Genomic DNA, 22,510 nt, shown 5'->3' with positions numbered 1-22,510 from the left:
TTGCCGCTAGCCATGTTCTCCCTAAGCCGCCTGGTTGCCATTGGATCGTTGCTGCTTGCCGCAGGCGGTTGCCAGAGCGTGCCGCCCGCCGCGCCGGCCACCATCGCCAAGGGAGATTACGCGGCGGTGGTGGACTACTTGTCGCAGCGCATTCCCTACGACATGGGTGTGTCCAAGGTGCCGGGCGTGTCGATCGCCATCGTGGACGATCAGCGCGTTGTGTGGAGCACGGGGTTTGGGTACGCGGACACGCTGCGGCATCGCAGCGCCACCAGCGACACGCTGTATCGCGTGGGCGCCATCAGCAAGATCGTTACCGCCGCGGGCGTGCTTCGCGCCGCCGACGATAAGCGGCTGCGGCTGGATGCGCCGGCCAGTGATGCCTTGCCGGACTGGCATGTGGCGCCGCGCCGTAACGCCATGCAGTGGATGGGCGCCGAGCCTTACACCGCCCGCAATCTGCTGAGCCTGCATCCGGACACGCTGGAGGACACGATGGGCCGCGCCCGCGCCGACATGGCGTATGCCCTGTTAGGCGACATGGTGGCGCATGTGGCCGAGGAACCCTTCGATGGCTATGTGCGCCGCACGATATTCCAACCGTTGAATATGCCGCGTGCGGGGTTTCAGCCGCACGAGCGCATGTTGGAGCAGCGCGCCGCAGGTTACCGGCGCGGCCAGCCATGGACAGAGGCCCCGCAGCCCAATGAGGCGGCAGACGGGCTATGGGTAAGCGCGTCCGAGATGGCGCGCTTTACCAGCATGCTGTTTGCAGATGGCATGTACGGCGGCCAAGGCGATAGCAAATACGGCCGCAAAGAGGGCCGCAAAGAGGGTGGCAAAGAGGGCGGCAAAAGCGTCGGCAACGCAGGCGGAGAACCCGAGGGCAAGCGCGTGCTGAAAGAGGAATCCGCGCAGACGCTGCTTGGCCTGGAAACGGTGGGGGGCAGCAGCCTGGATCTGGGCTGCCGCTTCGCCTTGTCGTGGCTGGCCGCGCCCTGTGGCGACAACGTTGTCAGCGCGATGACCGTGCGTGAACACAGCGGGGCCACCGAAGCGTTCCATTCCCGATGGGTGCTGGCCCCGCAGGACAAGCTTGCCGTGCTGGTCATGAGCAACTCCGATTCCGGCGAGCCGTTGGTGGCAGCGGTGTCGACGATGGCCATGCGCATGATGCGTCAGGCCAAACAAGGTTCCGACACCCCCTAGAAATTTCGCCCGCGCAGATGCGTGGTGCGCCGGCGCGGGCTTTTCAACCGTGCTTTTCACCTTCGCTATTCACCTTCGTTTTTCAACTTTGCTTTTCTCCTTCATTTTCCGGATTCCGAAATGCAGCGATTTTTCCCGTTGTTCCTGTGTTCGCCTGTCACCCGCCGCGTCCTGGCCGCAAGCTTGTTGGCCAGTGCGCCCGGCCTGTCGTCAGCGGCGGGTGAGGTCGTCGTGGCGGAAGCCAGTTCCGTTTACGGGCAACGGGGGGCAAGCTCAAGAGGACTGACAGTGGCCACAGGGGAAGAGCGTCCGGAAGGGCAATGGACGTTCTATGGCACGTTGGGGGTGGGGGTGGCGCCGCGCTACAGCGGCAGTGACGAAAGCTCGGCCGTTCCCATCTTCGGCGCGGGCGTGCGCAGCCCCAACGGTTTCTTTCTTGGCACCGACCACGGTTTGGGCTGGGAAACGCAGGCGCTGGACAGCACGTTCCGCTTCTACGTCTTGCCCAGCGCGTCGCGCAAGGATCACAAGAAAGGCTATCAGGGGTCAGACAAACTGCGTGGCATGGGCGACATCAAAAGCCGCGCGCAGATCGGGATGGATGCCGAGACGATGCTGGGGCCGGTGATGTTGTCGGCCACCTTGGGCCACGCGTTCAAGAAGGGCGACGACCGCGACGTGGGCAGCGCCTATACCTTGTTGAATCTGGGCGCGAGCACGACGGTGTATGAAGGGTCTGCGGGCGCATTGTCCCTGGCGTTGAGCGGCACCTTGGGCGACGGCAACTACATGCGCACCTGGTACGGCGTCAGCAGCCAGCAGTCGGCAAAGTCCGGCTACCGGCGTTACGACCCGAAAGGGGGATTGGAAAGCATGAGCTTGGGGGCGACGTGGGCGTTGCCGCTTAGCAAGGCCTGGTCATGGACCGTGGCGGCCGAGGCGCGCCGGCTGTTTGGCGACGCGGCCGATAGCCCAATCGTGAAGGAACGCAATCAATACACGATCGGCACGATGGTGACGTACACGTATTGAAAGAAGGGGGGTACCCGATCTCTGCTGAGGCCGGGCAGGAGCCTGAATGCAAAACCCGGGCAGAAGCCCGGGTTTTTCGCTTTACAGGTCTTTGACGCGGCGGCCGGTGTCGGCCTCGAACCAGTGCAGCGGGTGGCGGCCGTCCGGGCCCACATTGACGCGGTCGCCCACCTTGGCGGACGACTCGGACAACTGACGCGTCGTGCAGCGCACGACCAGCGTGGTCTTGCCGCAGCGGCAGTGGACCAGCTGTTCCGAACCCAGCGTTTCAACCATCTCGACTTCGGCCGGCACGCCTTGCGTGTTCAGCAGCATGTGCTCCGGACGCATGCCCATGATGATCTTGCGGCCACGCACTTGCGCCGGCACTTGCAGCGGCGAAATCGCCAGCGCCATGCCGTCAGCGGTTTGCACGGTGCCGTCGCCGGCCACTTGCACTTCCATCAGGTTCATCGGGGGCGAACCGATGAAGCCAGCCACGAACGTCGAGGCCGGCTTTTCGAACACTTCCATCGGGGTGCCGATCTGCTCAGGCACGCCCTGGTACATCACGATCATGCGGTGGGCCAAGGTCATGGCTTCGACTTGATCGTGCGTCACGTACAGGCTGGTGGTGCCCAGGCGGCGATGCAGCTTCATGATTTCCAAGCGCATCGCCACGCGCAGCTTGGCGTCCAGGTTCGACAAGGGTTCGTCGAACAGGAACACCTTGGGTTCACGCACAATGGCGCGGCCCATGGCGACACGTTGGCGCTGGCCGCCGGACAGCGCGCGCGGGCGGCGGTCCAGCAGGTGGCCAAGTTCCAGGATCTGCGCGGCGATGTCGACGCGCTTTTTGATCTCTTCCTTGGAGAACTTGCGGATCTTCAAGCCATAAGCCATGTTTTCAAACACGGTCATGTGCGGGTAGAGCGCGTAGTTCTGGAACACCATCGCGATGTCGCGTTCGGCGGGTTCCAAGGTGTTGACGACCTTGTCGTCAATCACGATGTCGCCGCTGGTCACGGTTTCCAGGCCGGCGACCATGCGCATCAGCGTGGACTTGCCGCAGCCGGACGGGCCGACGATGACGATGAACTCACCGTCTTTGACATCCATGTCGATGCCATGGATGACCGGCACGTTGCCGGCATAGGTTTTCTTGACGTTACGGAAGCTGAGAGTAGCCATGTTTATTCGTGTTCGGAGTCGTGTTCGGGTGGGTGCGGATGGGCAAGCGTCACTTTTCAGTGTCGACCAGACCCTTGACGAACCATTTCTGCATCAGGATGACGACGAGCGCCGGCGGAATCATGGCCAGCATGGCGGTGGCCATGGTGATGTTCCATTCGGTCACGCTGTCGCCTCCGCTGATCATCCGCTTGATGCCGATGACGACGGGGTACATGTCTTCCTGCGTGGTGATGAGCAGCGGCCACAGGTATTGGTTCCAGCCGTAGATGAACTGGATCACGAACAGGGCGGCGATGCTGGTCTTGGACAGGGGCAGCAGCACGTCGAAGAAGAAGCGCACGGGGCCTGCGCCGTCGATACGCGCGGCTTCGATGAGCTCGTCCGGCACCGTCAGGAAGAACTGGCGGAACAGGAACGTGGCCGTGGCCGATGCGATCAGCGGCAGCGTCAGGCCCGCGTAGCTGTTGAGCATGCCCAGGTCAGCCACCACCTTGTAGGTGGGCGCAATCCGCACTTCAACGGGCAGCATCAGCGTGACGAAGATCATCCAGAAGAAAAACATGCGGCCGGGGAAGCGGAAGTACACCACCGCAAACGCCGACAGCAGCGAGATCGCGATCTTGCCGATGGAAATCGACAGCGCCATGATCAGGCTGACGTACATCATGCGGCCCACGGGCGCGCCCGACGAACCGCCGGACGAGCCGCCAAACAGCGCCTGCATGTAGTTATCGACAAAGTGCGGACCGGGAATCAGCGACATCGGCGCTTGCGCCACTTCCTGAGCAGTCTGGGTAGACGCGACGAAAGTGATGTAGAGCGGAAATGCCACCATCGCCACGCCGCAGAGCAGAATGAAGTGGGCCAGAATATCCAGCCAGGGACGGCGTTCAACCATTGTTATTAGCCTCGAACAAAATCAATACTGCACTTTGCGGTCGACGTAGCGGAACTGTACGACCGTCAAGGCAACCACAATGAACATCAAAATCACGGACTGGGCTGCGGACGAACCCAGGTCCAGACCGCGGAAGCCGTCGCTATACACCTTGTAGACCAGGATCGAGGTCGACGTGCCAGGACCGCCCTGCGTGGTGGTGTCCACGACTGCGAAGGTGTCGAAGAAGGCGTAGATGATGTTGACGACCAGCAGGAAGAACGTGGTGGGCGACAGCAGCGGGAACACGATGCTCCAGAAGCGGCGCGCCGGGCTTGCGCCGTCGATCGCGGCGGCTTCAATGAGCGAACGCGGAATCGATTGCAGGCCAGCCAGGAAGAACAGGAAGTTGTACGAGATCTGCTTCCAGACGGCGGCGACAAGCACCAGCATCATGGCCTGGTTGCCATCCAGACGCGGGTTCCAGTCCACGCCGGACTTGCGCAGCGCGACGGCCAGAATGCCCACGGAAGGCGAAAACATGAACAGCCACAGCACGCCGACCACGGCGGGCGCAACGGCGTAAGGCCAGATCAGGAGCGTCTTGTAGAGCCCGGCGCCGCGGATCACGCGGTCAGCCATGACTGCCAGCAGCAAGGACACGCCCAGACCGACAACCGCCACCAGCACCGAAAAGACGGCGGTGACGCGGAAGGAATCAAGGTAGGCCTGTTGCGAGAACAGTTCCATGAAGTTGTCCAGCCCGACGAACTCGGACGACAACCCGAAGGCATCTTCCAATCGCATGGACTGCCACATGGCTTGTCCGGCAGGCAGGAAGAAGAAGACCACAGTAATGATCAGCTGCGGCAGAAGCAGCAGATAGGGCAAGGTCTTATGCCCAAATACAACGCGTTTTTCCATAGGGGGAACCCAAGGTACAGAAAAGCGGCGGTTGGATTAACCGCCGCTTGAAACCGCTTTCATAAAAATACGATAGGCTTAAAGCCCTAAAAAAACCAGGGCTTTAAGCCTTGCGCTCGTATCCGGATTGGCCGTTAAGTCCTTGCCATGCTTGAAGATTCAGGCTTGACTTGGCCCAGACGGAATCCCGGAAAGGGCGTTACTTTACACTCTTCTCGAACTTTTCCAGCAGCTCGTTGCCGCGCTTGACGATGTTCTCGGCGCCGTCCTTGGCTGCAACCTTGCCGGACACGATGCGTTCGATTTCAGCGTCTTCGATTTCACGGATCTGCGGCAGGAAGCCCAGGCGCAGGCCGCGCGATTGTGCGGTCGTTTCCACGTTCAATTGCTTCACGCCGACTTCGGTGCCCGGGTTCTTGTCATAGAAACCGTCTTTCTTCGTCAGCTCATAGGCAGCCTTGGTGACCGGCACATAGCCCGTCTGCTGGTGCCAGCGTGCGGCGATTTCCGGGCTGGCCAGGAACTTGAAGAACGCGGTCACGCCCTTGTAGGTTTCCGGCTTCTTGTTGGCGAAGACCCACAGCGAAGCGCCGCCGATGATGGTGTTCTGCGGGGCGCCTTGCACGTCGGCGTAGTAGGGCACGGTGGAGGTGCCGAATTCGAACTTGGCGTTCTTGGCGATGTTGGCCCGCAGGCCGGACGAACCGGTGATCATGGCGCACTTGCCGCTGATGAACAGCGAGTTCGGCTCGTCGCCGCGGCCGCCGTACATGAAGATGCCTTCCTTGCCCAGCTTGGCCAGGTTTTCCAGATGGCGCACGTGCAGCGGGGTGTTGATGGCGATGCGCGCGTCCAGGCCGCCGAAACCGTTGTCCTTGGTGGCGTACGGCACGTTATGCCAGGCCGAGAACGTTTCCAGCTGGACCCACGACGGCCACGACGTCGTGTAGCCGCATTCCTGGCCAGCGGCCTTCAGCTTTTGGCCGGCGGCAGCCAGCTCTTCCCAGGTCTTGGGCGGCTTGTCGGCATCCAGGCCAGCCTTCTTGAAGGCGTCCTTGTTGTAGTAGAAGACAACGGTCGAGCTGTTGAAGGGCATCGACACCAGCTTGCCGTCGGCCGACGAGTAGTAGCCGGCCACGGCGCCAATGAATTCCTTCGGATCGATCGGGTTGCCGACTTCTTCGGACATCTGCTGCACGGGCTTGATGGCGCCCTTGGCGTACATCATGGTGGCGGTGCCCACTTCAAACACCTGGAGGATGTCCGGGGCGTTACCGGCGCGGAACGCGGCGATGCCGGCGTTCATGGACTCACCGTAGTTGCCCTTGTAGATAGCCTTGACCTGGTAGTCAGGGTTCTTCTTGTTGAACTCGTCGACCAGACCGTTGACGCGGTCGCCCAACGCGCCTTCCATCGAGTGCCAGAACTGGATCTCGGTGGCGGCATGCGCGGAGGCGCCTGCGAAAGCCGTCATGATGGCGGCAAAGGTTAAAGCAATACGATGGGATCGCATGGTGAGGTTTCCTCCAGTTGGGCGTGTTGCGACCGGGGTGTCCGGGCACAGAAAACACGACACCTTATGAATTGTTTGTGACAAAACCGTGACTTTCACATCACTCCAAACGCCTGTCAAATTGCGCGTTTTAGGCGCGAACGAACATTTTCTTTTTTTTCCCCAACGAAGCTGACCGTTTACAATGCCCGGCTATGAAAAACGAACTTTCGATTGCGTTCATTGGCGGCGGCAATATGGCGGCCGCCCTGGCCTCCGGTCTGGCTGGCAAAGTATGCCCCGCCGGGAACATCCATGTCATTGACATTAATGAGGATAGCCACGCTGCCTGGCAGGCCCGTGGCATGACCACGGCGGTGGCCCCCGGCGAGGCCCTGGCGCGATGCCGCGTTTGGGTGTTCGCGGTCAAGCCACAGAACATGAAAGATGTTGTGGCTTCTACGCGTCAGTGGTTGCAAGACGACACCTTGGTGGTAAGCGTTGCCGCGGGAATTCGCGCGGATACGCTGGCGGCCTGGCTCGGCACGCCCGAGGCGCCGTTCAACCGTCTGGTGCGCTGCATGCCGAATACGCCGGCACTGGTGGGCGCAGGCATCACCGGTCTTGCCGCGCTGGATGGCGTGGGCGAAGCCGACCGCGAACTGGCTGCGCAATTGCTCGCCAGCGTGGGGCAGGTGGTGTGGGTGGCGGACGACGCGGCGCTGGATGGCGTGACCGCGTTGTCAGGTAGCGGCCCCGCGTACGTGTTCCTGTTCCTGGAAGCGTTGGTGTCGGGCGGCTTGAAGGTGGGTCTTACCGAAGCGCAGGCCAAACAATTGGCGCTGGGCACGCTGGCTGGCGCCACCAAGCTTGCGGCGGAATCGGCTGAACCCTTGTCCGTGCTGCGTGAGCGCGTCACGTCCAAGGGCGGCACCACGGCCGCTGCGTTGGCCGCATTTGGCGCTGCAGGGTTTAGCGGCATCGTTGAAGACGCCATGGCCGCCGCGGCCCGGCGTTCGGGCGAGCTGGCAGAGGAATTCGGGAAATGAGCAAGGCAAGCCGGGGCTTTCCCACGATGAGCCGCACGCAGTTCGGCATTGCCGTACTGTGCATGCTGCTGGTGGTGGTGGGCTCCAATATTCTGGTGCAGGTGCCGCTGAACGATTGGCTGACGTGGGGCGGACTGTCGTATCCGGTCGCCTTCCTGGTTACCGACGTGCTGAATCGCCGCTTCGGCCCGGGCGCTGCGCGCCGCGTGGTCTGGTTCGGGTTTGCGGCGGCGCTGGTCGTGTCGTTCTGGGTGGCGTCGCCGCGCATTGCGCTGGCCTCGGGTCTTGCGTATATCTGCGCGCAATTGGTCGATATCCAGGTGTTTGACCGCCTGCGTGACCAACGCTGGTGGCGCGCGCCGCTGGTGTCCGGTGTCTTGGGCGCCATTCTGGATACGGCGGTGTTCTTCAGCGTGGCCTTTGCCGCAACGGGGGCGCCGTGGACGACCTGGATGATGGGCGATCTGGCCATCAAACTGGTGGTCAATATCAGCATGCTGGCGCCATTCCGTGCGCTGATGTGGAACCTGGCCAAGCCGGCCAACGCCTGATGGGCTGACCTCCACCCCCTTCAGCGCGACATAACAAGGCGCGTATCGCGGCGGTTCAACCCGCCGGATACGCGCCTTTTTATTAACCCGATAATCATTATTCGTAAGTCCTGCGTAAGCACTGTATTTAAATGCGTATTCGAACGCTGTATTAATGATTTTTCATATATCGGGGCAAGCACAAGTTCTTGCTGCGCGCCAGTTGTTAAATAAGGAGAATTTGCGATTTCTCCAGTGATTTCATGGGCTTGTCCCGGCTATCCGTCACGATTAAAGGTTGGATTGAAAATATTGGGGATTACACGCAGTGACAGTATGGCGGCTTGCTTCCAGAATACCGCCCACACCGTGTTTTTGCCCAAGAAGCCGGCGACGCGCGATACGGATTGCGGGGTACCCACCCGACAAACCATTTCGAACAGAGCCGCTCAAAACCTCGCTGGAGAACTCCGCATGAAGTTTCTGAATCGCCTTACCCCGGTAGCCATGGCGCTTGGGGCACTTGCCTTGGCTGGCGCCGCGCACGCCGCCGACACGATCAAGATCGGCATTCCCCAGCCCATGACCGGTCCCAACACGCAATACGGTGACCAGATCCAGGCCGGCGCCTTGACTGCCATTGAAACCATCAACGCCAAGGGCGGCGTCAAGGGCAAGAAGCTTGAGCCGATCCTGATCGACGACGGCTGCGAACCCAAGCAGGCCGTGCCGGCCGCCAACCGCGTGGTCAACTCCGGCGCCAAGTTCGCCGTGGCCCATGCGTGCTCGGGCGTGACGGTTGCCGCCGTGAAGGTCTACGAGGAAGAGGGCATCGTCGGCATCACCCCGGGCGCAACGTCGCCGCTGGTGACGGACACGATCAAGCCGCATTACTTCTTCCGCACGATCGGCCGCGACGACCAGCAAGGCCCGTATGCTGCTGCATACATCGCCAAGACGCTGAAGCCGCAAAAGGTTGCCGTGCTGCACGACAAGCAGACCTACGGTTCGGGCGTGGCCACGCAAGTCAAGGACGCGCTGGCCAAGCAGAACGTGAACGTGGCGCTGTTTGAAGGCATCAACGTTGGCGACAGCGACTACTCGGCCATCATCACCAAGCTGAAGTCGGCAGGCGTCGACCTGGTTTACTTCGGCGGCTACCACCCCGAACTCGGCCTGCTGCTGCGCCAGTCGCGTGAACAGGGCCTGAAGGTTCAGTTCATGGGTCCGGAAGGCACGGCCAACCAGGATCTGGTGGCGATTGCCGGCCCGGCCATCGACGGCCTGCTGGTCACGCTGCCGGCTGACTTCACCAAGCTGCCCGGCAACGAAAGCATCGTGAAGGCCTTCAAGGACGCCAAGCGCGACCCGGACGGCGCCTTCCAGATGCCGGCTTACGCCGCAGTGCAAATCCTGGCCGACAGCATCAACGCCGTGGGCGAAGATCCTGCCAAGGTTGCGGACTACATGCACAAAACCACCTTCAACACCGGCATTGGCAAGGTTGAATACGATGCCAAGGGCGACCTGAAGAACTTCGAATTCGCCGTTTACAAATGGGACAAGGACGGCAAGAAGACCCAGCTGTAAACTCGCGATCCCGCCGGCCGGTGCCGGCGTGTAGGGCCTGCTGTCTTCGTTGTGCCGTAATCCGCGTAGCGATGCGCCAAAAGCGCTGTGCGGCCGGCTATCGGTGACAACAGGCCCTTATAAAATACGCCCAGGTTTCCGGCTCCGGGTCTTACTACCGGGGCCGGAACCATTTGGAGCAAGAGAAATATGTCTGACCTCATACCCCAACTTACCCAGCAATTCTTCAACGGATTGTCCCTGGGCGCGATCTATGCGTTGATTGCCATCGGCTACACAATGGTCTACGGCATCATCGGTATGATCAACTTCGCCCACGGCGAAATCTATATGATCGGCGCCTATGTAGGCCTGGTCACCTTGACGTCCATCGGCACCAATAGCGGTTTGCCGGTGCCGTTCATCATTGCCGCCATGCTGCTTGTGGCCATTACCGTGACCGGTATCTACGGCTTCTCGGTTGAGCGCGTGGCGTATCGCCCCGTGCGAGGCAGCCCCCGATTGGTGGCGCTGATCTCGGCCATCGGGATGTCGATCTTCCTGCAGAATTGGGTGGCCCTGGGCCAAGGCGCGCGCGACATGGCCGTGCCTTCGCTGGTATCCGGCGCCGTGCAGTTCCACATGGGTACCGACTTCGACGTGACGGTGCCGTATTCGCGCATCATGATCATCGTGGTGACGGTCGTGCTGATGATCGGCCTGACGTTGTTCATCAAGTATTCCCGCATGGGCCGCGCCTCGCGCGCCTGCTCGCAGGACATGCACATGGCCAATCTGCTGGGCATCGACACCAACCGCGTGATCTCGTTCACGTTCGTGATGGGTGCGATTCTGGCGGCGGTGGGCGGCGTACTGATCGCCATCACCATTGGCAAGCTCAATCCCTTCATCGGCTTTTTGGCCGGCATCAAGGCCTTTACCGCGGCAGTGTTGGGCGGCATTGGCAGCATTCCTGGCGCGATGCTGGGCGGTGTGCTGCTGGGCCTGGCCGAGACCTTCGCGGCCGCCTATATCTCGTCACAGTACAAGGACATCGTGGCGTTCTCGCTGCTGGTCCTGATTCTGCTGTTCCGTCCCACCGGGCTGCTGGGCAAACCTGAGGTGGAAAAAGTCTGATGTCGAAAAACAATATCAAAAACGCCACGATGGCGGCCGTGCTGACGGCAGTCATCGTTACCCCGGTCTTTGGCCTGCAACTGATCCGTCAGGGCGCTCGCACCTCGATGGAATCGCACTGGGGTCTGGTGGCGCTTGCCGCGGCCGTGGTGTTCGTGTTCCAGATGCTGCGCCCCTGGATCGCCATTCCGTTCAAGAAGCTGAAGACGTCACTGCCGACCTTGCCGTCGGCGCCCGCCAAGAGCCACAAGGGGCTTGCGCTATTGCTGCTGGCCATCGCCGTCGTCTGGCCATTCTTCGCCGGCCGCAGCTCGGTCGACATCGCGACGCTGGTGCTGATCTACGTGATGTTGGGCCTGGGCCTGAACATCGTGGTGGGTTTCGCGGGGCTGCTGGACTTGGGCTTTGTGGGCTTTTACGCCGTGGGCGCCTACACCTACGCCTTGCTGTATCACTGGGGCGGCTGGAGCTTCTGGGAAGCGCTGCCGTTCTCGGGCGCGATGGCGGCGTTGTTCGGCTTCGTGCTGGGCTTTCCGGTGTTGCGGCTGCGTGGTGACTATCTGGCCATTGTCACGCTGGGTTTCGGTGAAATGATCCGCCTGTTGCTGATCAACCTGAACACGCTGACGGGCGGCCCGGACGGTATTTCCGGTATTCCGAAGCCCACGGTCTTCGGCCTGGAAATGACGCGCCGCGCCAGTACGGAAGGCGGCACGACCTTCCATGAATTTTTCGGCCTGACGTTCCAGAACCAGGACATGGTCATCTATCTGTACATGATGGCGTTGTTGCTGGCGCTGGTGACGTTGTTTGTCTCCACGCGCTTGATCCGCATGCCGGTCGGCCGAGCCTGGGAAGCGTTGCGCGAAGATGAAATCGCGTGCCGTTCGCTGGGGTTGAACCCCACGCGCATCAAGCTGTCCGCGTTCACGCTGGGGGCCACGTTCGCCGGTTTCGGCGGCGCGTTCTTCGCGGCCCGCCAAGGCATGGTGAACCCGGAATCCTTCACCTTCATTGAATCCGCGCTGATCCTGGCCATTGTGGTGCTGGGCGGCATGGGCTCGCAGGTGGGCGTGATTCTGGCGGCCATCCTGTTGACGGTCCTGCCCGAATTGGCGCGCGAGTTCGCCGAGTACCGGATGCTGATGTTCGGTCTGGTGATGGTGTTGATGATGATGTGGCGTCCGCAGGGGTTGTTGCCCATGAAGCGTCCCCACGTGGAGCTGTCTAAATGAGCGAGGCATTGCTGAAAGTATCCGGACTCACCATGCGGTTTGGCGGCCTGTTGGCCGTGGACAGCGTGGCGTTCGAAGTGAAGTCCGACGAGGTGTTCGCCATCATCGGCCCCAACGGCGCCGGCAAGACCACGGTGTTCAACTGCGTGGGCGGCTTCTACGCGCCGACGGCAGGCGAGATCATCATGGACGGCAAGCCGATCACCGGTTTGCCCAGCCACAAGGTGGCGCGCCACGGGCTGGTGCGCACGTTCCAGAACGTGCGCCTGTTCAAGCAGCTGACCGTGCTGGAAAACCTGCTGGTGGCGCAGCACACGCAAGTTGAATCGCGCTTGCTGCCGGGCTTGTTGAAGTTGAGGGGCTATCGGCAGTCGGAGTCGGAAGCGCTGTCGCGCGCGGCGCAATGGCTGGATTTCATGGGCCTGCGCGAATTCGCCAACCGTGAAGCGGGCAACCTGGCCTATGGCCACCAGCGCCGCCTGGAGATCGCGCGTTGCATGATCACCAAGCCGCGTCTGCTGATGCTGGACGAACCGGCCGCTGGCCTGAACCCCCAGGAAAAGCGCGATCTGCAATCGCTGATCGATCAATTGCGGCGTGAGTTCGGCGTGGCCGTGCTGCTGATCGAGCACGACATGAGCCTGATCATGGGTATTTCGGATCGTATCCTCGTCATGGAGCACGGCAAGCCCATCACGACCGGCACCCCCGATGCGGTGCGCAACGACGAGCGCGTCATCAAGGCGTACCTGGGGGAGGAATGATGCTTAAGCTGGAAAACATACACACCTATTACGGCGCCATCCAGGCGTTGAACGGCGTGTCGGTGGACGTCAACAAAGGCGAAATCGTCACGCTGATTGGCGCCAACGGCGCGGGCAAGACGACGCTGCTGATGACGGTTTGCGGCAACCCCCGCGCGCGTGAAGGCAAGATCACGTTCGAAGGCGAGGACATCACCAACAAGGACACGCACCACATCATGCGCAATGGCATCGCCATTTCGCCGGAAGGGCGCCGCGTCTTCAAGGACCTGACCGTTGCCGAAAACCTGATGATGGGCGGCTTCTTTTCGAAGCGCGCTGAAATCGAGGCGGGCATCGAACACGTCTACGGTTTGTTCCCGCGCCTGAAGGAACGCTCCGCGCAACGCGCGGGGCTGATGTCGGGCGGCGAACAGCAGATGCTGGCCATCGGCCGCGCGCTGATGACGCGGCCACGTCTGTTGCTGCTGGATGAGCCGACGCTGGGCCTGGCCCCGCTGGTGATTGCGCAGATCTTCGACATCATCCGCGAGATCCGCGAGCAGGGCGTCACGGTGTTCCTGGTGGAGCAGAACGCAAACAAGGCGCTGGGCGTGGCCGACCGTGGGTACGTGCTTGAGAACGGCCGGGTCGTGCTGCAAGACACCGGCGCCAATCTGCTGGTCAACGACCAAGTCCGCAAGGCGTATCTGGGCGGCTAAACAGGCGGCCGGAAATCAAGTTGACGCATTCCCCGCGAAGGGAGTGGGGCGCATCGAAAGATGCGCCTTTTTTTTCGTCGATAGCGGGCGTAGCGGATTAGGCCGCGATCTGCTGCTTCGCCAAGTCCGCTTCGTAATGCGCAATTGCGGCACGCGCCAACGCATCAATCGAGTCTGTCAGCGTCACGCCCAAGCTCGGGCGCAGCGCGTGCGGCACAGCCAGCGGCAGTTCGGTGCAGCCCAGCACCACGGCGTCCGCGCCGCGCGCCTTCAGGCGGGCGATGCATTCAGCGGCCGGCTCGAAGGCTTCTTCAAGACGGTTGCCCTTGACGGCGCGAATCGAGCCCATGCAGTAGCGCTCGACTTCATCATCGTTGGGCACGATGCATTCGTAGCCTTGTGCTTCCAGGTGCTGTTGGTACAGGCCCAGTTTCAGCGTTGCCGCCGTGCCCATCAGTCCGATGCGGCCACGCGGCAGGCCCAGACGGCGCAGGTCGTCAATGACGGCTTCGATGATGTGCAGCACCGGCAAGCCGGTGGACGCGGCGATTTCGTCGTACCAAAGATGCGCCGTGTTGCACGGGATGGCGATCAGCTGTGCGCCCGCCTGTTCCAGAAAGCGCACGCCGCCCACCATGTACGGCAGCGGATTTTCGCCGCCGGCCATATAGGCGCTGGACCGGTCAGGAATGCGGGGATCGTTGCGCAGCAGGGTGGGGATGTGTTGCTGGTCAATCGCGGCGGGGGTCAGCGCCGCCAGGCGAAGGGCAAAGGCCGCGCCGGCCATGGGACCCATTCCGCCCAATACACCCAGGTAGCAGCCCTGGGAAAACGTCTTCACTTTATGAACTCCGAGGTAATGCATCACCGGGCGTCAGAACCTGGCCCGGGCGTTGCGTACTGGTTCGTTCCCCATCCCACACCGGTTTACCGTTGACCCACACCGTGTGGATGCCTTGGCTTGCCTGAACGGGAGCTGAAAAAGTGGCCACATCTGTCACCGTGGCGGGATCGAACAGCACCAGGTCAGCATGATAACCCTCGCGCAGCAGTCCGCGCTGAGCGATGCCATATTGGTCAGCCGCCAGACCCGTCATCTTGTGGATGGCGGCCTCTAGCGACAACAGTTGTTGTTCGCGCACCATCGTGCGCAGCACATTGGGGAAGGTGCCCCATTGGCGGGGGTGCGGATGCGGGTCAAAGGGCAGGCCGTCCGAGCCGACCATCGTGAGCGGATGCGCAAAGATCCGGTTCACGTCGGCGGGGTCCATCAAAAAGTAGATGGCGCCGGCGGGGGCCAGACGCGCCACGGCGGCTTCGTCATCCAGGCCCAGCTCTTGCATGACGTCGCTGAATTCGCGGCCCGTGGCTTCGGGGTAGCCCTTGGACCACGTGATCATCGTCCGGCTGGCAAGACGTGCACGGTCCAGCCGCAGCATGGTGGACGTGGCTGGGTAGGGGTGGCAGTCCAGGCAGATGGGCTGATGGGCGGCGGCGCGGGTGATCATGTCCAGCGTTTCACGCGTGCGGCCATGATTGCGCTCGCCCGCCAGCTTGTGGTGGGAGAACACCACGCGGCAATCCAGCTCGCGCCCGATCAGCAACGCCTCTTCCATGGCGGGCACGATGTGGTCGGCCTCGTCACGCAAGTGCGTGGCGTAGATGGCGCGGCGGCCGTTGCCGCGGCGGTCGGTACCGCGGCGGCCGATGCCGCGGCGGTCGACACCGCGGCTGTCGGTACCGCGACCGTCGGTACCGCCGTGGCCATCATCGCCCGACGGCTTCAACGGTTGGCACACGTCGATGATTTCATCGGTGGGCGCGGCGCTGGCCGGGGGGTAGAACGTGCCGGTGGACACACCGAAGGCGCCGGCGTCCATCGCTTCCTGCAACAGCGCGCGCATGGCGGCGCGTTCGGATGCGTTAGCGGCGCGCGAGGTGTCGTCCATGACGGCGACGCGCAACGTGGTGTGGCCCACCAACGGAATCACGTTCACCGCGGCGGGTGTTTCGCGCAGCGCGTCCATCCAGGCGCGGAAGGTGCTGAAACGGAACAACTCCGCGGGGCCGAGCAGGTCCAGCGGCTGGGGGATGTCGGCGCGTTCAAGCGGCGCCAGACTGATCCCGCAATTGCCGGTGACCACGGTGGTGATGCCTTGCGACACCTTGGGCAGCATGTCGGGATGCGCCAGCAGGTAGCCGTCATCGTGCGTGTGCGAATCGATGAAGCCCGGCGCCAACACCTGGCCCCGGCCATCAATCACGGGCACGCCTGCGGGGTGGTCGAAACTGCCCACCGCCACGATCCGTTCGCCCAGCACGGCCAGGTCGCCCTGAACGGCCGGCCCGCCCGAGCCGTCGATAAGCGTGGCGCCCGCCACGATGAAGTCTGCCTGCAAGGTGCGATCCGTCATGGGGCTGCTTAGTCCAGTTTTTCGATGCCGGCGGTTTCGATGATCTTCTTCCACTTGGCGGTTTCACGATCGATCAGATGCTTGAATTCCGCAGGCGAGCCGGTGGCGGGTTCGGCGCCCAGCGTGGCAAGGCCCGTGCGCACTTCCGGCGCTTGCAGCGCTTTCTGGATGGCCGCGTTCAGCGTGGCAACCACATCGGGCGGCGTGCCCTTGGGGGCGACAACGCCGCCCCAGGCCACGGTTTCGTAACCCTTCAGGCCGGACTCGTCCAGCGTCGGCACGTCAGGCATCAGCGACAAGCGTTTCAGGCTGCTGACGCCAATGGCGCGCACCTTGCCGCTCTTGACCAGCGGCGTGGCTTCCGACGTGTTGACGAACAGGTAGTCCAGGCGGCCGCCCAGCAAGTCCTGAATGGCGGCGGGGCCGCCGTTGTAGGGGATGAACATCACGTCGACTTTCGCCATGCTCTTGAAGAGCTCGCCGCCCATGTGGCCAGTGGTGCCGACGCCCGATGCGCCATAAGACAGGCGGCCGGGTTGCTGGCGGGCGCGGTCGATCAGGTCCTGCACGCTCTTGACGGGAGAGTCGGCGGGCACGATCAGCGCGTTGTACAGGTCGAACATGTGCGCAACAGGCGTCAGGTCCTGGTCCACGTCGTAGGGCAGGCGCTTGAACAGCGAGCGGTTCACGGCCAGCGTGTTGATGTTGCCGTAGCCCACGGTGTAGCCATCGGCGGCGGCGCGCTTGACCAGCGCGATGCCGATGTTGCCAGCTGCGCCCGGACGGTTTTCGACGACCATCGTGGCGCCGGTATCCTTGGCCAGTTGCGTGGTGATCAGGCGCGACAGCACGTCGGGCGAACCGCCGGCCGCCGACGGCACCACAAAGGTGATGGGCTTGTCCGGGTAGGCGCCCGCCGCCGAGGCGGTGCCGATCAGCGCGGCGCTAACGGCCAGCGCGGAAAGCGTGCGGAAGAATGTGCGTTGCATGGTGGTATTCCCCTTGTTTTGTTGTGTTAAGGGGCGCAGATTACACCCGCCTTGCCGCGCTGCATCATCGAAAAATGTGGCACTCCTATAATCCTGCGTTATCGATGCAAGGGGAAAAAAATGGATGCGGACGCCTACGCGGACGAGGTGGCTCCAAGCGCGGGGCGGCCCTTGAACCTGCGCCAGATTGAAGTGTTCCGGGCGATCATGATGTCCGGCTCGATCAGTGGGGCGGGGCGCATGTTGCACGTCTCGCAGCCCGCCGTCAGCCGCGTGCTGGCGCTGACGGAAAGCCGCTTGGGCTATCGGCTGTTCGAACGCGTGAAGAGCCGCTTGTCGCCCACGGCGGAAGCGCGGCGGCTGTATGCGGAAGTGGAGCAGGTGTATGGCGGCATCCAGCGCGTGAATGATCTGGCGGCAAGCCTGGGGCAATCGGGCGCGGGCATGCTGAAGATTGTGGCCAGCGCCAGCTACGGGCAGCGGCTGATTCCGATGGCGCTGGAGCGCTTCCGGGGCCGCAATGCGGATGCGCGGGTCGATTACCGCAGCGTCACGTTTGACGAGCTGGCGGCGTATTTTTTGTCGGGCCAGGCGGATATCGGCATCTCGATGCAGCCGCCCGATCATCCCAACTTGACGTCGATCCGGCTGGCGCGGGTGCCGGTGGTCTGCGTGCTGCCGGTGACCCATCCGCTGGCCAGCCACGACGTGGTGCATCCCGAGGATTTCTCATCCGCCGCGTGGATCGGCTATCCGCGCGATACGCCATTGGGCCGGGCGCTGACGACGTTCTTTGGCGGCGGCCCGCTGTGCGCGGCGGCAATCGAAGTGCATTCGCCGGTGACGGCATGCTCGTTTGTGCAGCAGGGCTTGGGCCCGGCGCTGGTGGACGCGTGGTGCGTCACGCCCGATCAGGCCGCGCACATGGTGTTGCGCCCCATCGCCCCTGAGGCCAGCGTCGAGGTCTGGGCGACGCATTCCAACCTGAGCGCGCCGCCGTTGCTGGCGCGGCGGTTTTTGGCGGCAGTGAAGAAGACGCTGGAAGGGGCGGGGTGGGGGGCGTCAGACGACGTGCCCGAAGACCATTGAAGCTTGCGAGGGCGCCGGCAAAGATAGGGCCGGCGCGGTCTCGCATTGGGCTTATAACCGCATTGGGCTTATAACCGCATTGGGCTTAAAAGCGCATAGGGCTTAAAACGGCATAGGGCTTAAAAGCGCGTCGAGCTTACAACCCTTCCGCCTTCAACGCCGTCTGCACGGCCTTGTCGGCTTCCATGCGCTTGAAGAATGCGGCCAGGTTCTCTTGGCCCGACAGATCCACTTCCTTGGCGTGCGCCCAGCGCAGCACCACGTACAGGTAGGCGTCGGCGATCGACGGCGCGTCACCCGCCAGATACGGCTTGCCTGCCAGTTGGGCGTCCAGTTGCGAGAACAGCTTGGTCAGCAGCTTGGAGGCCGAACCGGCCAGTTCCTTCTGCGCGCCTTCGTCAGACACGAAGCGGCCGGCGCCGAAGATCATCGAGAAGGTTTTGTGGATGTCGGAATTGATGAAGCCCAGCCAGCGGCGGACTTCAGCGCGCGATCGGGCGGTGCCGTCGCCCAGCAGTTTGCTCTGCGGCGATTGTTCGGCGATGTATTCCAGGATGGCGGCGTTTTGCGTGACGGTCCAGCCGTCGTCGGTCAGCGCGGGCACGGCGCCCAGCGGATTCACTTTCAAAAATTCAGGACCCTTGAGGGCTTCACGGCTGAGCTGATGCGTCTCGTAAGGCTTGCCCACCCACTCCAGAACGATGTGGGAAGCGAGCGAGCACGCGCCGGGCATGTAGTACAGTTTCATGTGATGGAGTCTCCTGAGAGGAAGAACGGGAGGCACCCGTCCTTGGGCGTTATGGTACGCCACCGACGGTGCGTTTCGCGTCACGGACGCGTCACATGTTGCGCCATTTGTTATGCCGTCCCTGCCCGCATTCAACCCCGTTGCCGCCGGAGATGTCCATGCAGTCACGCACCGCCGCGAGCCCGCGCGCGATTCCCCTTTTTGTTTCCTCGATGCTGATTGTGGCCGGTGCGTTATATGCCGCAGCGCCTGCGCGCGCCGCGCAGGAGCCGCCGTCGGTGGCCGCGCGCGTTACGGCCGTGGTGGGCGGATTGGATCATCCTTGGGCCATGGCTTTTCTGCCGGATGGTGGCGTATTGATCACGGAGCGGCCCGGTAAGTTGCGCTTGCTGCGCACCCCGGGCGGTTTGTCCAAGCCGCTGTCGGGCGTGCCCAAGGTGGCGGCGTCGGGGCAGGGCGGGCTGTTGGATGTGGCGCTGTCGCCCGACTTTGCGACGGATCGCTACGTCTATCTGTCTTACGCGGAATCGGATGGTGATAAAAGCGGCACGGTCGTCGGCCGGGGCCGCTTGTCGGACGACGCGACCGGCCTGCAAGATTTCAAGGTGCTGTTCCGCCAAGAACCCAAGCTGTCTTCCGGGTTGCATTTCGGATCGCGCCTGGTGTTCGACGGCAAGGGCTATCTGTTCATCTCGCTGGGCGAAAACAACCAGCGCCCGACGGCGCAAGATTTGGACAAGCTGCAAGGCAAGGTGGTGCGGCTGAAGGTGGATGGCACGGTGCCGGCGGACAATCCTTTCGTGGGCAAGGCAGGCGCCCGCCCCGAGATCTGGTCGTATGGGCATCGCAATCCGCAAGGCATGGCGCTGAACCCCTGGTCGGGCGAGCTGTGGGAAAACGAGCACGGCCCGCGCGGCGGCGATGAGATCAATCTGATCCAGCCAGGCAAGAACTATGGCTGGCCGCTGGCCACCTATGGCATCAACTATTCCGGCCAGCCCATTCCTGAAGCCAAAGGCGAAACCGCGCCTGGCACCGAGCAGCCGCTGTTCTGGTGGGCGAAGTCGCCCGCCATCAGCGGCATGGCTTTCTATAACGCGGATCGTTTTCCCGCCTGGCAGAAATCGGTGTTCATTGGCGCGTTGGCCAATCAGAACCTGATCCGCCTGACGCTGGATGGCAACCGTGTGGTGGGGCAGGAGTGGTTGCTGGTGGACCGCAAGAGCCGGATACGCGACGTGCGGCAAGGGCCGGACGGGTATGTGTATGTATTGACCGACGCATCGCCTGGACAATTGCTGCGGGTGGCGCCGGCCGAATCAGGGGGGTAAGCGATGAAGACCTATGAGCTGATCGGATCTCTGGGCTGCGGTTCGGCCATCGTTGAAATGGCGTTGGTGCTGGCCAATGTGCCGCACAAGCTGACGGACGTGCCGTATTTGAAGCCCGGCCCTGAGCGCGACCGCTTGTTGCATCTGAATCCGCTGGGGCAGGTGCCCACGCTGATTACGCCGGATGGCGAAGTCATGACTGAAAGCGCCGCGATGATTCTGCATCTGCATGACGTGGCCCCGCAGGCAGGCTTGGCGCCCGCAGCGGACAAGCCCGAGCGCGCGCATTTCTTGAACCTGTTGTTGCGGCTGGTGGGGGCTATCTACCCGACGTTCACGTATGGCGACAACCCTMCGCAATGGACAACGGAAGGTGCGGCCGCCGAGTTATTGCGCGAGCGCGTGCATTCCCGGCGGGCAGAGTTGTGGCAGGAATTGGAACGGCAAGCGGGCACGCCGCACATGCTGGGAAAGCGTTTTTCGGCGTTGGACCTGTATGTGACGGTGATGACGCACTGGCGCCCCGGCCAGGCGTGGTTTACCGCGGAATGCCCGGCCTTGACGGCGGTGGCGCGCGAGGCCGCGCTGGAGCCGAACGTGGCGCGGGTACTGCGACGGAATTTTCCGCCGCCTACTGAATAGCGGCGACGAATTGCGGCAACCAATGGCGGCATCCCGTAGCGGCAACCCGTAGCAGCAACCCGTGGCGGCATCCCGTAGCAGCAACCCGTAGCAGCAACCCGTAGCAGCAATCCGTAGCGGCAATCCGTAGCGGCAACGAATCGCGTCCGCCCAAAGCGCAATGCCTGGCGGCGAGCCGCACGCCGACGCGCACTGCTCGCCGCTATTCGCTTACGCCTTGACGCGGCGTTTGCCTTTGCCTCGCGCTTCACGCACCGCGATGTACACGCCGCTGCCCGCAATAAACAACGCACCCAGGTACGCAAAGGCATCTGGCGCTTCACGCCAGAAGATCCAGCCCAGAATCGTGGCCCAGATCAAGCCGGTGTAATCGAAGGGCGCAACGACGGATGCCGGGCCAATCCGGAAACCCTGCGTGATCAGCGCCAGGCCCAATGTGCTGAACAGCGCAATGCCGAAGAAGTAGGGCAGATGCTCCATGGCGGGCGTCTGCCATACCCACGGCAGGGCGACCGCGCTGCACACCAACTGCCCCAGCACGATATAGAACGTGGTTGTCAGCATGCCTTCGCCGCGGTTGATGCCGCGCGCGGTGATCATCATCACGGCATACAGCAGCGCGGTTGTCAGCGGGTACAGGGTGGCCGCCTGGAAAGTAGCGGAACCGGGCCGCACCACGATCAGCACGCCGGCAAAACCGGCCAGCACCGCCAGCCACCGCTTGCCGTCCACGCGCTCTTTCAGGATCAGCACAGACAGCGCCGTCACGAACAGCGGTGCGGCAAAGGCGATGGCGGTGGCTTCGGCCAGCGGCAGCGCGCGCAAGCCCAGATAGAAGCAACAGGCTGACACGACGTTGATGGCGCCGCGCGTCAGATGCAGGCCCGGGTGTGTCGTGCGCAACACGCGCCGGCCGCCCAGCCACAGGGCCAGCGCGGTCACGAAGGGCATCGCGATCAAGGCGCGCAGGAACAGGATCTGGAGCGGGTTGTAATGTTCTCCCAGCCACTTGGCGTTGGCGTCGCTGAGCGTCAGAAAGAAGATGCCGCCCACCACGCAGGCGATGCCTGCGGCGGCGGAATGGTCCCGGGCGGCGGGTAATACAGTCGAGGAAGACATCGGAAACCTGCTAGGGCGGCGGTTCCTGCCGCCGTGGGGAAAGGGGGGCGCAGCCCGCGTGTGCAAGGGGCGCTTGCGGTGGTCGTGCGGATCAGCGCAGAGGGGTTAGCCCTGCGCGCGGTAGGCGGCCAGCGCCACCATCGCCCACGCAGCCAGGAAAGCCGTTCCGCCAATGGGCGTAACCGCGCCCAGCCAATGGATGCCGGTCAGCGACAGCACATACAGGCTGCCCGAGAACAGCACGATGCCCATGAACATGACGAAGCCGGCGGCGGACAGCAGCGGCGAGCCGAATCGGGMGCCCAGCAGCGCAATCACGAACAGGCCCAGCGCGTGGATCAGGTGATACAACACGCCGGTTTGCCAGACGGACAACAATTCGGGGGTCAGCATGCGCTTCAAGCCGTGTGCGCCAAAGGCGCCAGCACCCACCGCCACCATAAGATTCAACGCCGCGAGTATCGTGAGCTGCCGGTCCGTCATTGC

Annotated in this window: 22 protein-coding genes; 12 read left to right on the top strand and 10 right to left on the bottom strand. The window is 62.9% G+C overall.

Going from position 1 to position 22,510, the window contains the following annotated elements:
- The first annotated feature begins 12 nt into the window (after nucleotides 1-12).
- Both AC1DB0_RS00280 and AC1DB0_RS00275 read left to right on the top strand, forming a co-directional pair.
- Nucleotides 13-1,209: a serine hydrolase domain-containing protein gene (locus AC1DB0_RS00280; RefSeq protein ID WP_476758560.1), complete on the top strand. Its 1,197-nt coding sequence runs from the start codon at nucleotides 13-15 to the stop codon at nucleotides 1,207-1,209.
- Between the two features lie 120 nt (nucleotides 1,210-1,329).
- Nucleotides 1,330-2,241, top strand: coding sequence for a MipA/OmpV family protein (locus AC1DB0_RS00275; protein WP_427947088.1), 912 nt, complete (start codon nucleotides 1,330-1,332; stop codon nucleotides 2,239-2,241).
- An 81-nt stretch (nucleotides 2,242-2,322) separates the two neighbouring features.
- Here the strand turns inward: AC1DB0_RS00275 and AC1DB0_RS00270 are convergent, their stop codons facing one another.
- From AC1DB0_RS00270 to ugpB, 4 genes are all read right to left on the bottom strand, one after another.
- Nucleotides 2,323-3,411 (bottom strand): sn-glycerol-3-phosphate import ATP-binding protein UgpC, encoded by a 1,089-nt coding sequence (locus AC1DB0_RS00270; RefSeq protein WP_054421966.1) that lies wholly within the window; start codon nucleotides 3,409-3,411, stop codon nucleotides 2,323-2,325.
- A gap of 49 nt (nucleotides 3,412-3,460) precedes the next feature.
- Nucleotides 3,461-4,312: a sn-glycerol-3-phosphate ABC transporter permease UgpE gene (gene ugpE, locus AC1DB0_RS00265; protein WP_054421974.1), complete on the bottom strand. Its 852-nt coding sequence runs from the start codon at nucleotides 4,310-4,312 to the stop codon at nucleotides 3,461-3,463.
- Between the two features lie 21 nt (nucleotides 4,313-4,333).
- Nucleotides 4,334-5,215, bottom strand: coding sequence for a sn-glycerol-3-phosphate ABC transporter permease UgpA (gene ugpA, locus AC1DB0_RS00260; protein WP_046806304.1), 882 nt, complete (start codon nucleotides 5,213-5,215; stop codon nucleotides 4,334-4,336).
- Nucleotides 5,216-5,414: 199 nt separating this feature from the next.
- On the bottom strand, nucleotides 5,415-6,728 hold the full coding sequence (gene ugpB / locus AC1DB0_RS00255; RefSeq protein WP_054421975.1) for a sn-glycerol-3-phosphate ABC transporter substrate-binding protein UgpB: 1,314 nt from the start codon (nucleotides 6,726-6,728) through the stop codon (nucleotides 5,415-5,417).
- 194 nt (nucleotides 6,729-6,922) lie between these two features.
- Here ugpB and proC point away from each other — a divergent pair, with 194 nt between their 5' ends.
- From proC to AC1DB0_RS00220, 7 genes are all read left to right on the top strand, one after another.
- Entirely contained in the window at nucleotides 6,923-7,756 is an 834-nt protein-coding gene (gene proC / locus AC1DB0_RS00250) for a pyrroline-5-carboxylate reductase (RefSeq protein WP_054421977.1), read from the top strand.
- Complete coding sequence (locus tag AC1DB0_RS00245) at nucleotides 7,753-8,307, top strand: queuosine precursor transporter (protein WP_054421978.1); 555 nt, start codon at nucleotides 7,753-7,755, stop codon at nucleotides 8,305-8,307. Before proC ends, AC1DB0_RS00245 begins: the two co-directional genes overlap by 4 nt.
- Nucleotides 8,308-8,760: 453 nt before the next feature.
- Complete coding sequence (locus AC1DB0_RS00240; protein ID WP_054421980.1) at nucleotides 8,761-9,876, top strand: high-affinity branched-chain amino acid ABC transporter substrate-binding protein; 1,116 nt, start codon at nucleotides 8,761-8,763, stop codon at nucleotides 9,874-9,876.
- Between the two features lie 189 nt (nucleotides 9,877-10,065).
- Nucleotides 10,066-10,992, top strand: a complete 927-nt coding sequence (gene livH / locus AC1DB0_RS00235; RefSeq protein ID WP_006219631.1) for a high-affinity branched-chain amino acid ABC transporter permease LivH — start codon at nucleotides 10,066-10,068, stop codon at nucleotides 10,990-10,992.
- Nucleotides 10,992-12,227 carry a high-affinity branched-chain amino acid ABC transporter permease LivM gene (locus tag AC1DB0_RS00230; RefSeq protein ID WP_054421981.1) on the top strand — a complete coding sequence of 412 codons (1,236 nt, stop codon included), beginning with the start codon at nucleotides 10,992-10,994 and terminating at the stop codon, nucleotides 12,225-12,227. Before livH ends, AC1DB0_RS00230 begins: the two co-directional genes overlap by 1 nt.
- Nucleotides 12,224-12,991 (top strand): high-affinity branched-chain amino acid ABC transporter ATP-binding protein LivG, encoded by a 768-nt coding sequence (livG, locus tag AC1DB0_RS00225; RefSeq protein WP_054421985.1) that lies wholly within the window; start codon nucleotides 12,224-12,226, stop codon nucleotides 12,989-12,991. Before AC1DB0_RS00230 ends, livG begins: the two co-directional genes overlap by 4 nt.
- Nucleotides 12,991-13,692, top strand: coding sequence for an ABC transporter ATP-binding protein (locus AC1DB0_RS00220; RefSeq protein ID WP_054421987.1), 702 nt, complete (start codon nucleotides 12,991-12,993; stop codon nucleotides 13,690-13,692). The genes livG and AC1DB0_RS00220 overlap by 1 nt, the downstream gene beginning before the upstream one ends.
- A gap of 97 nt (nucleotides 13,693-13,789) precedes the next feature.
- Here the strand turns inward: AC1DB0_RS00220 and cuyB are convergent, their stop codons facing one another.
- The 3 genes from cuyB to AC1DB0_RS00205 are packed head-to-tail and all read right to left on the bottom strand — an operon-like array spanning nucleotide 13,790 to nucleotide 17,095.
- Entirely contained in the window at nucleotides 13,790-14,557 is a 768-nt protein-coding gene (gene cuyB / locus AC1DB0_RS00215) for a cysteate racemase (RefSeq protein WP_425286177.1), read from the bottom strand.
- Complete coding sequence (locus tag AC1DB0_RS00210; protein ID WP_476756829.1) at nucleotides 14,535-16,106, bottom strand: N-acyl-D-amino-acid deacylase family protein; 1,572 nt, start codon at nucleotides 16,104-16,106, stop codon at nucleotides 14,535-14,537. The genes cuyB and AC1DB0_RS00210 overlap by 23 nt, the downstream gene beginning before the upstream one ends.
- A gap of 8 nt (nucleotides 16,107-16,114) precedes the next feature.
- Entirely contained in the window at nucleotides 16,115-17,095 is a 981-nt protein-coding gene (locus tag AC1DB0_RS00205; protein WP_346549908.1) for a Bug family tripartite tricarboxylate transporter substrate binding protein, read from the bottom strand.
- A gap of 120 nt (nucleotides 17,096-17,215) precedes the next feature.
- Here AC1DB0_RS00205 and AC1DB0_RS00200 point away from each other — a divergent pair, with 120 nt between their 5' ends.
- Complete coding sequence (locus AC1DB0_RS00200) at nucleotides 17,216-18,184, top strand: LysR family transcriptional regulator (RefSeq protein WP_054421997.1); 969 nt, start codon at nucleotides 17,216-17,218, stop codon at nucleotides 18,182-18,184.
- 136 nt (nucleotides 18,185-18,320) lie between these two features.
- On the opposite strand, the gene AC1DB0_RS00195 is transcribed toward AC1DB0_RS00200, so the two are convergent.
- Nucleotides 18,321-18,932 (bottom strand): glutathione S-transferase family protein, encoded by a 612-nt coding sequence (locus AC1DB0_RS00195; protein ID WP_054422003.1) that lies wholly within the window; start codon nucleotides 18,930-18,932, stop codon nucleotides 18,321-18,323.
- Between the two features lie 212 nt (nucleotides 18,933-19,144).
- Between AC1DB0_RS00195 and AC1DB0_RS00190 the strand changes: the two genes are divergently transcribed.
- Together AC1DB0_RS00190 and AC1DB0_RS00185 are read left to right on the top strand one after the other, a co-directional pair.
- Entirely contained in the window at nucleotides 19,145-20,263 is a 1,119-nt protein-coding gene (locus AC1DB0_RS00190) for a PQQ-dependent sugar dehydrogenase (RefSeq protein WP_181953180.1), read from the top strand.
- A gap of 3 nt (nucleotides 20,264-20,266) precedes the next feature.
- The gene (locus AC1DB0_RS00185; protein ID WP_476758559.1) at nucleotides 20,267-20,905 is read left to right on the top strand and encodes a glutathione S-transferase family protein; all 639 of its coding nucleotides are present in this window, start codon (nucleotides 20,267-20,269) and stop codon (nucleotides 20,903-20,905) included.
- 210 nt (nucleotides 20,906-21,115) lie between these two features.
- Here the strand turns inward: AC1DB0_RS00185 and AC1DB0_RS00180 are convergent, their stop codons facing one another.
- Entirely contained in the window at nucleotides 21,116-22,024 is a 909-nt protein-coding gene (locus AC1DB0_RS00180; RefSeq protein ID WP_175168977.1) for a DMT family transporter, read from the bottom strand.
- A gap of 105 nt (nucleotides 22,025-22,129) precedes the next feature.
- Nucleotides 22,130-22,507: a DUF423 domain-containing protein gene (locus tag AC1DB0_RS00175; protein ID WP_476758558.1), complete on the bottom strand. Its 378-nt coding sequence runs from the start codon at nucleotides 22,505-22,507 to the stop codon at nucleotides 22,130-22,132.
- Between the last annotated feature and the right edge of the window lie 3 nt (nucleotides 22,508-22,510).

This window comes from Achromobacter sp. 10T422, assembly GCF_056394065.1.
Note: the sequence above shows the minus strand (reverse complement) of the source record. Positions and strands in the feature narration are given on the sequence as shown.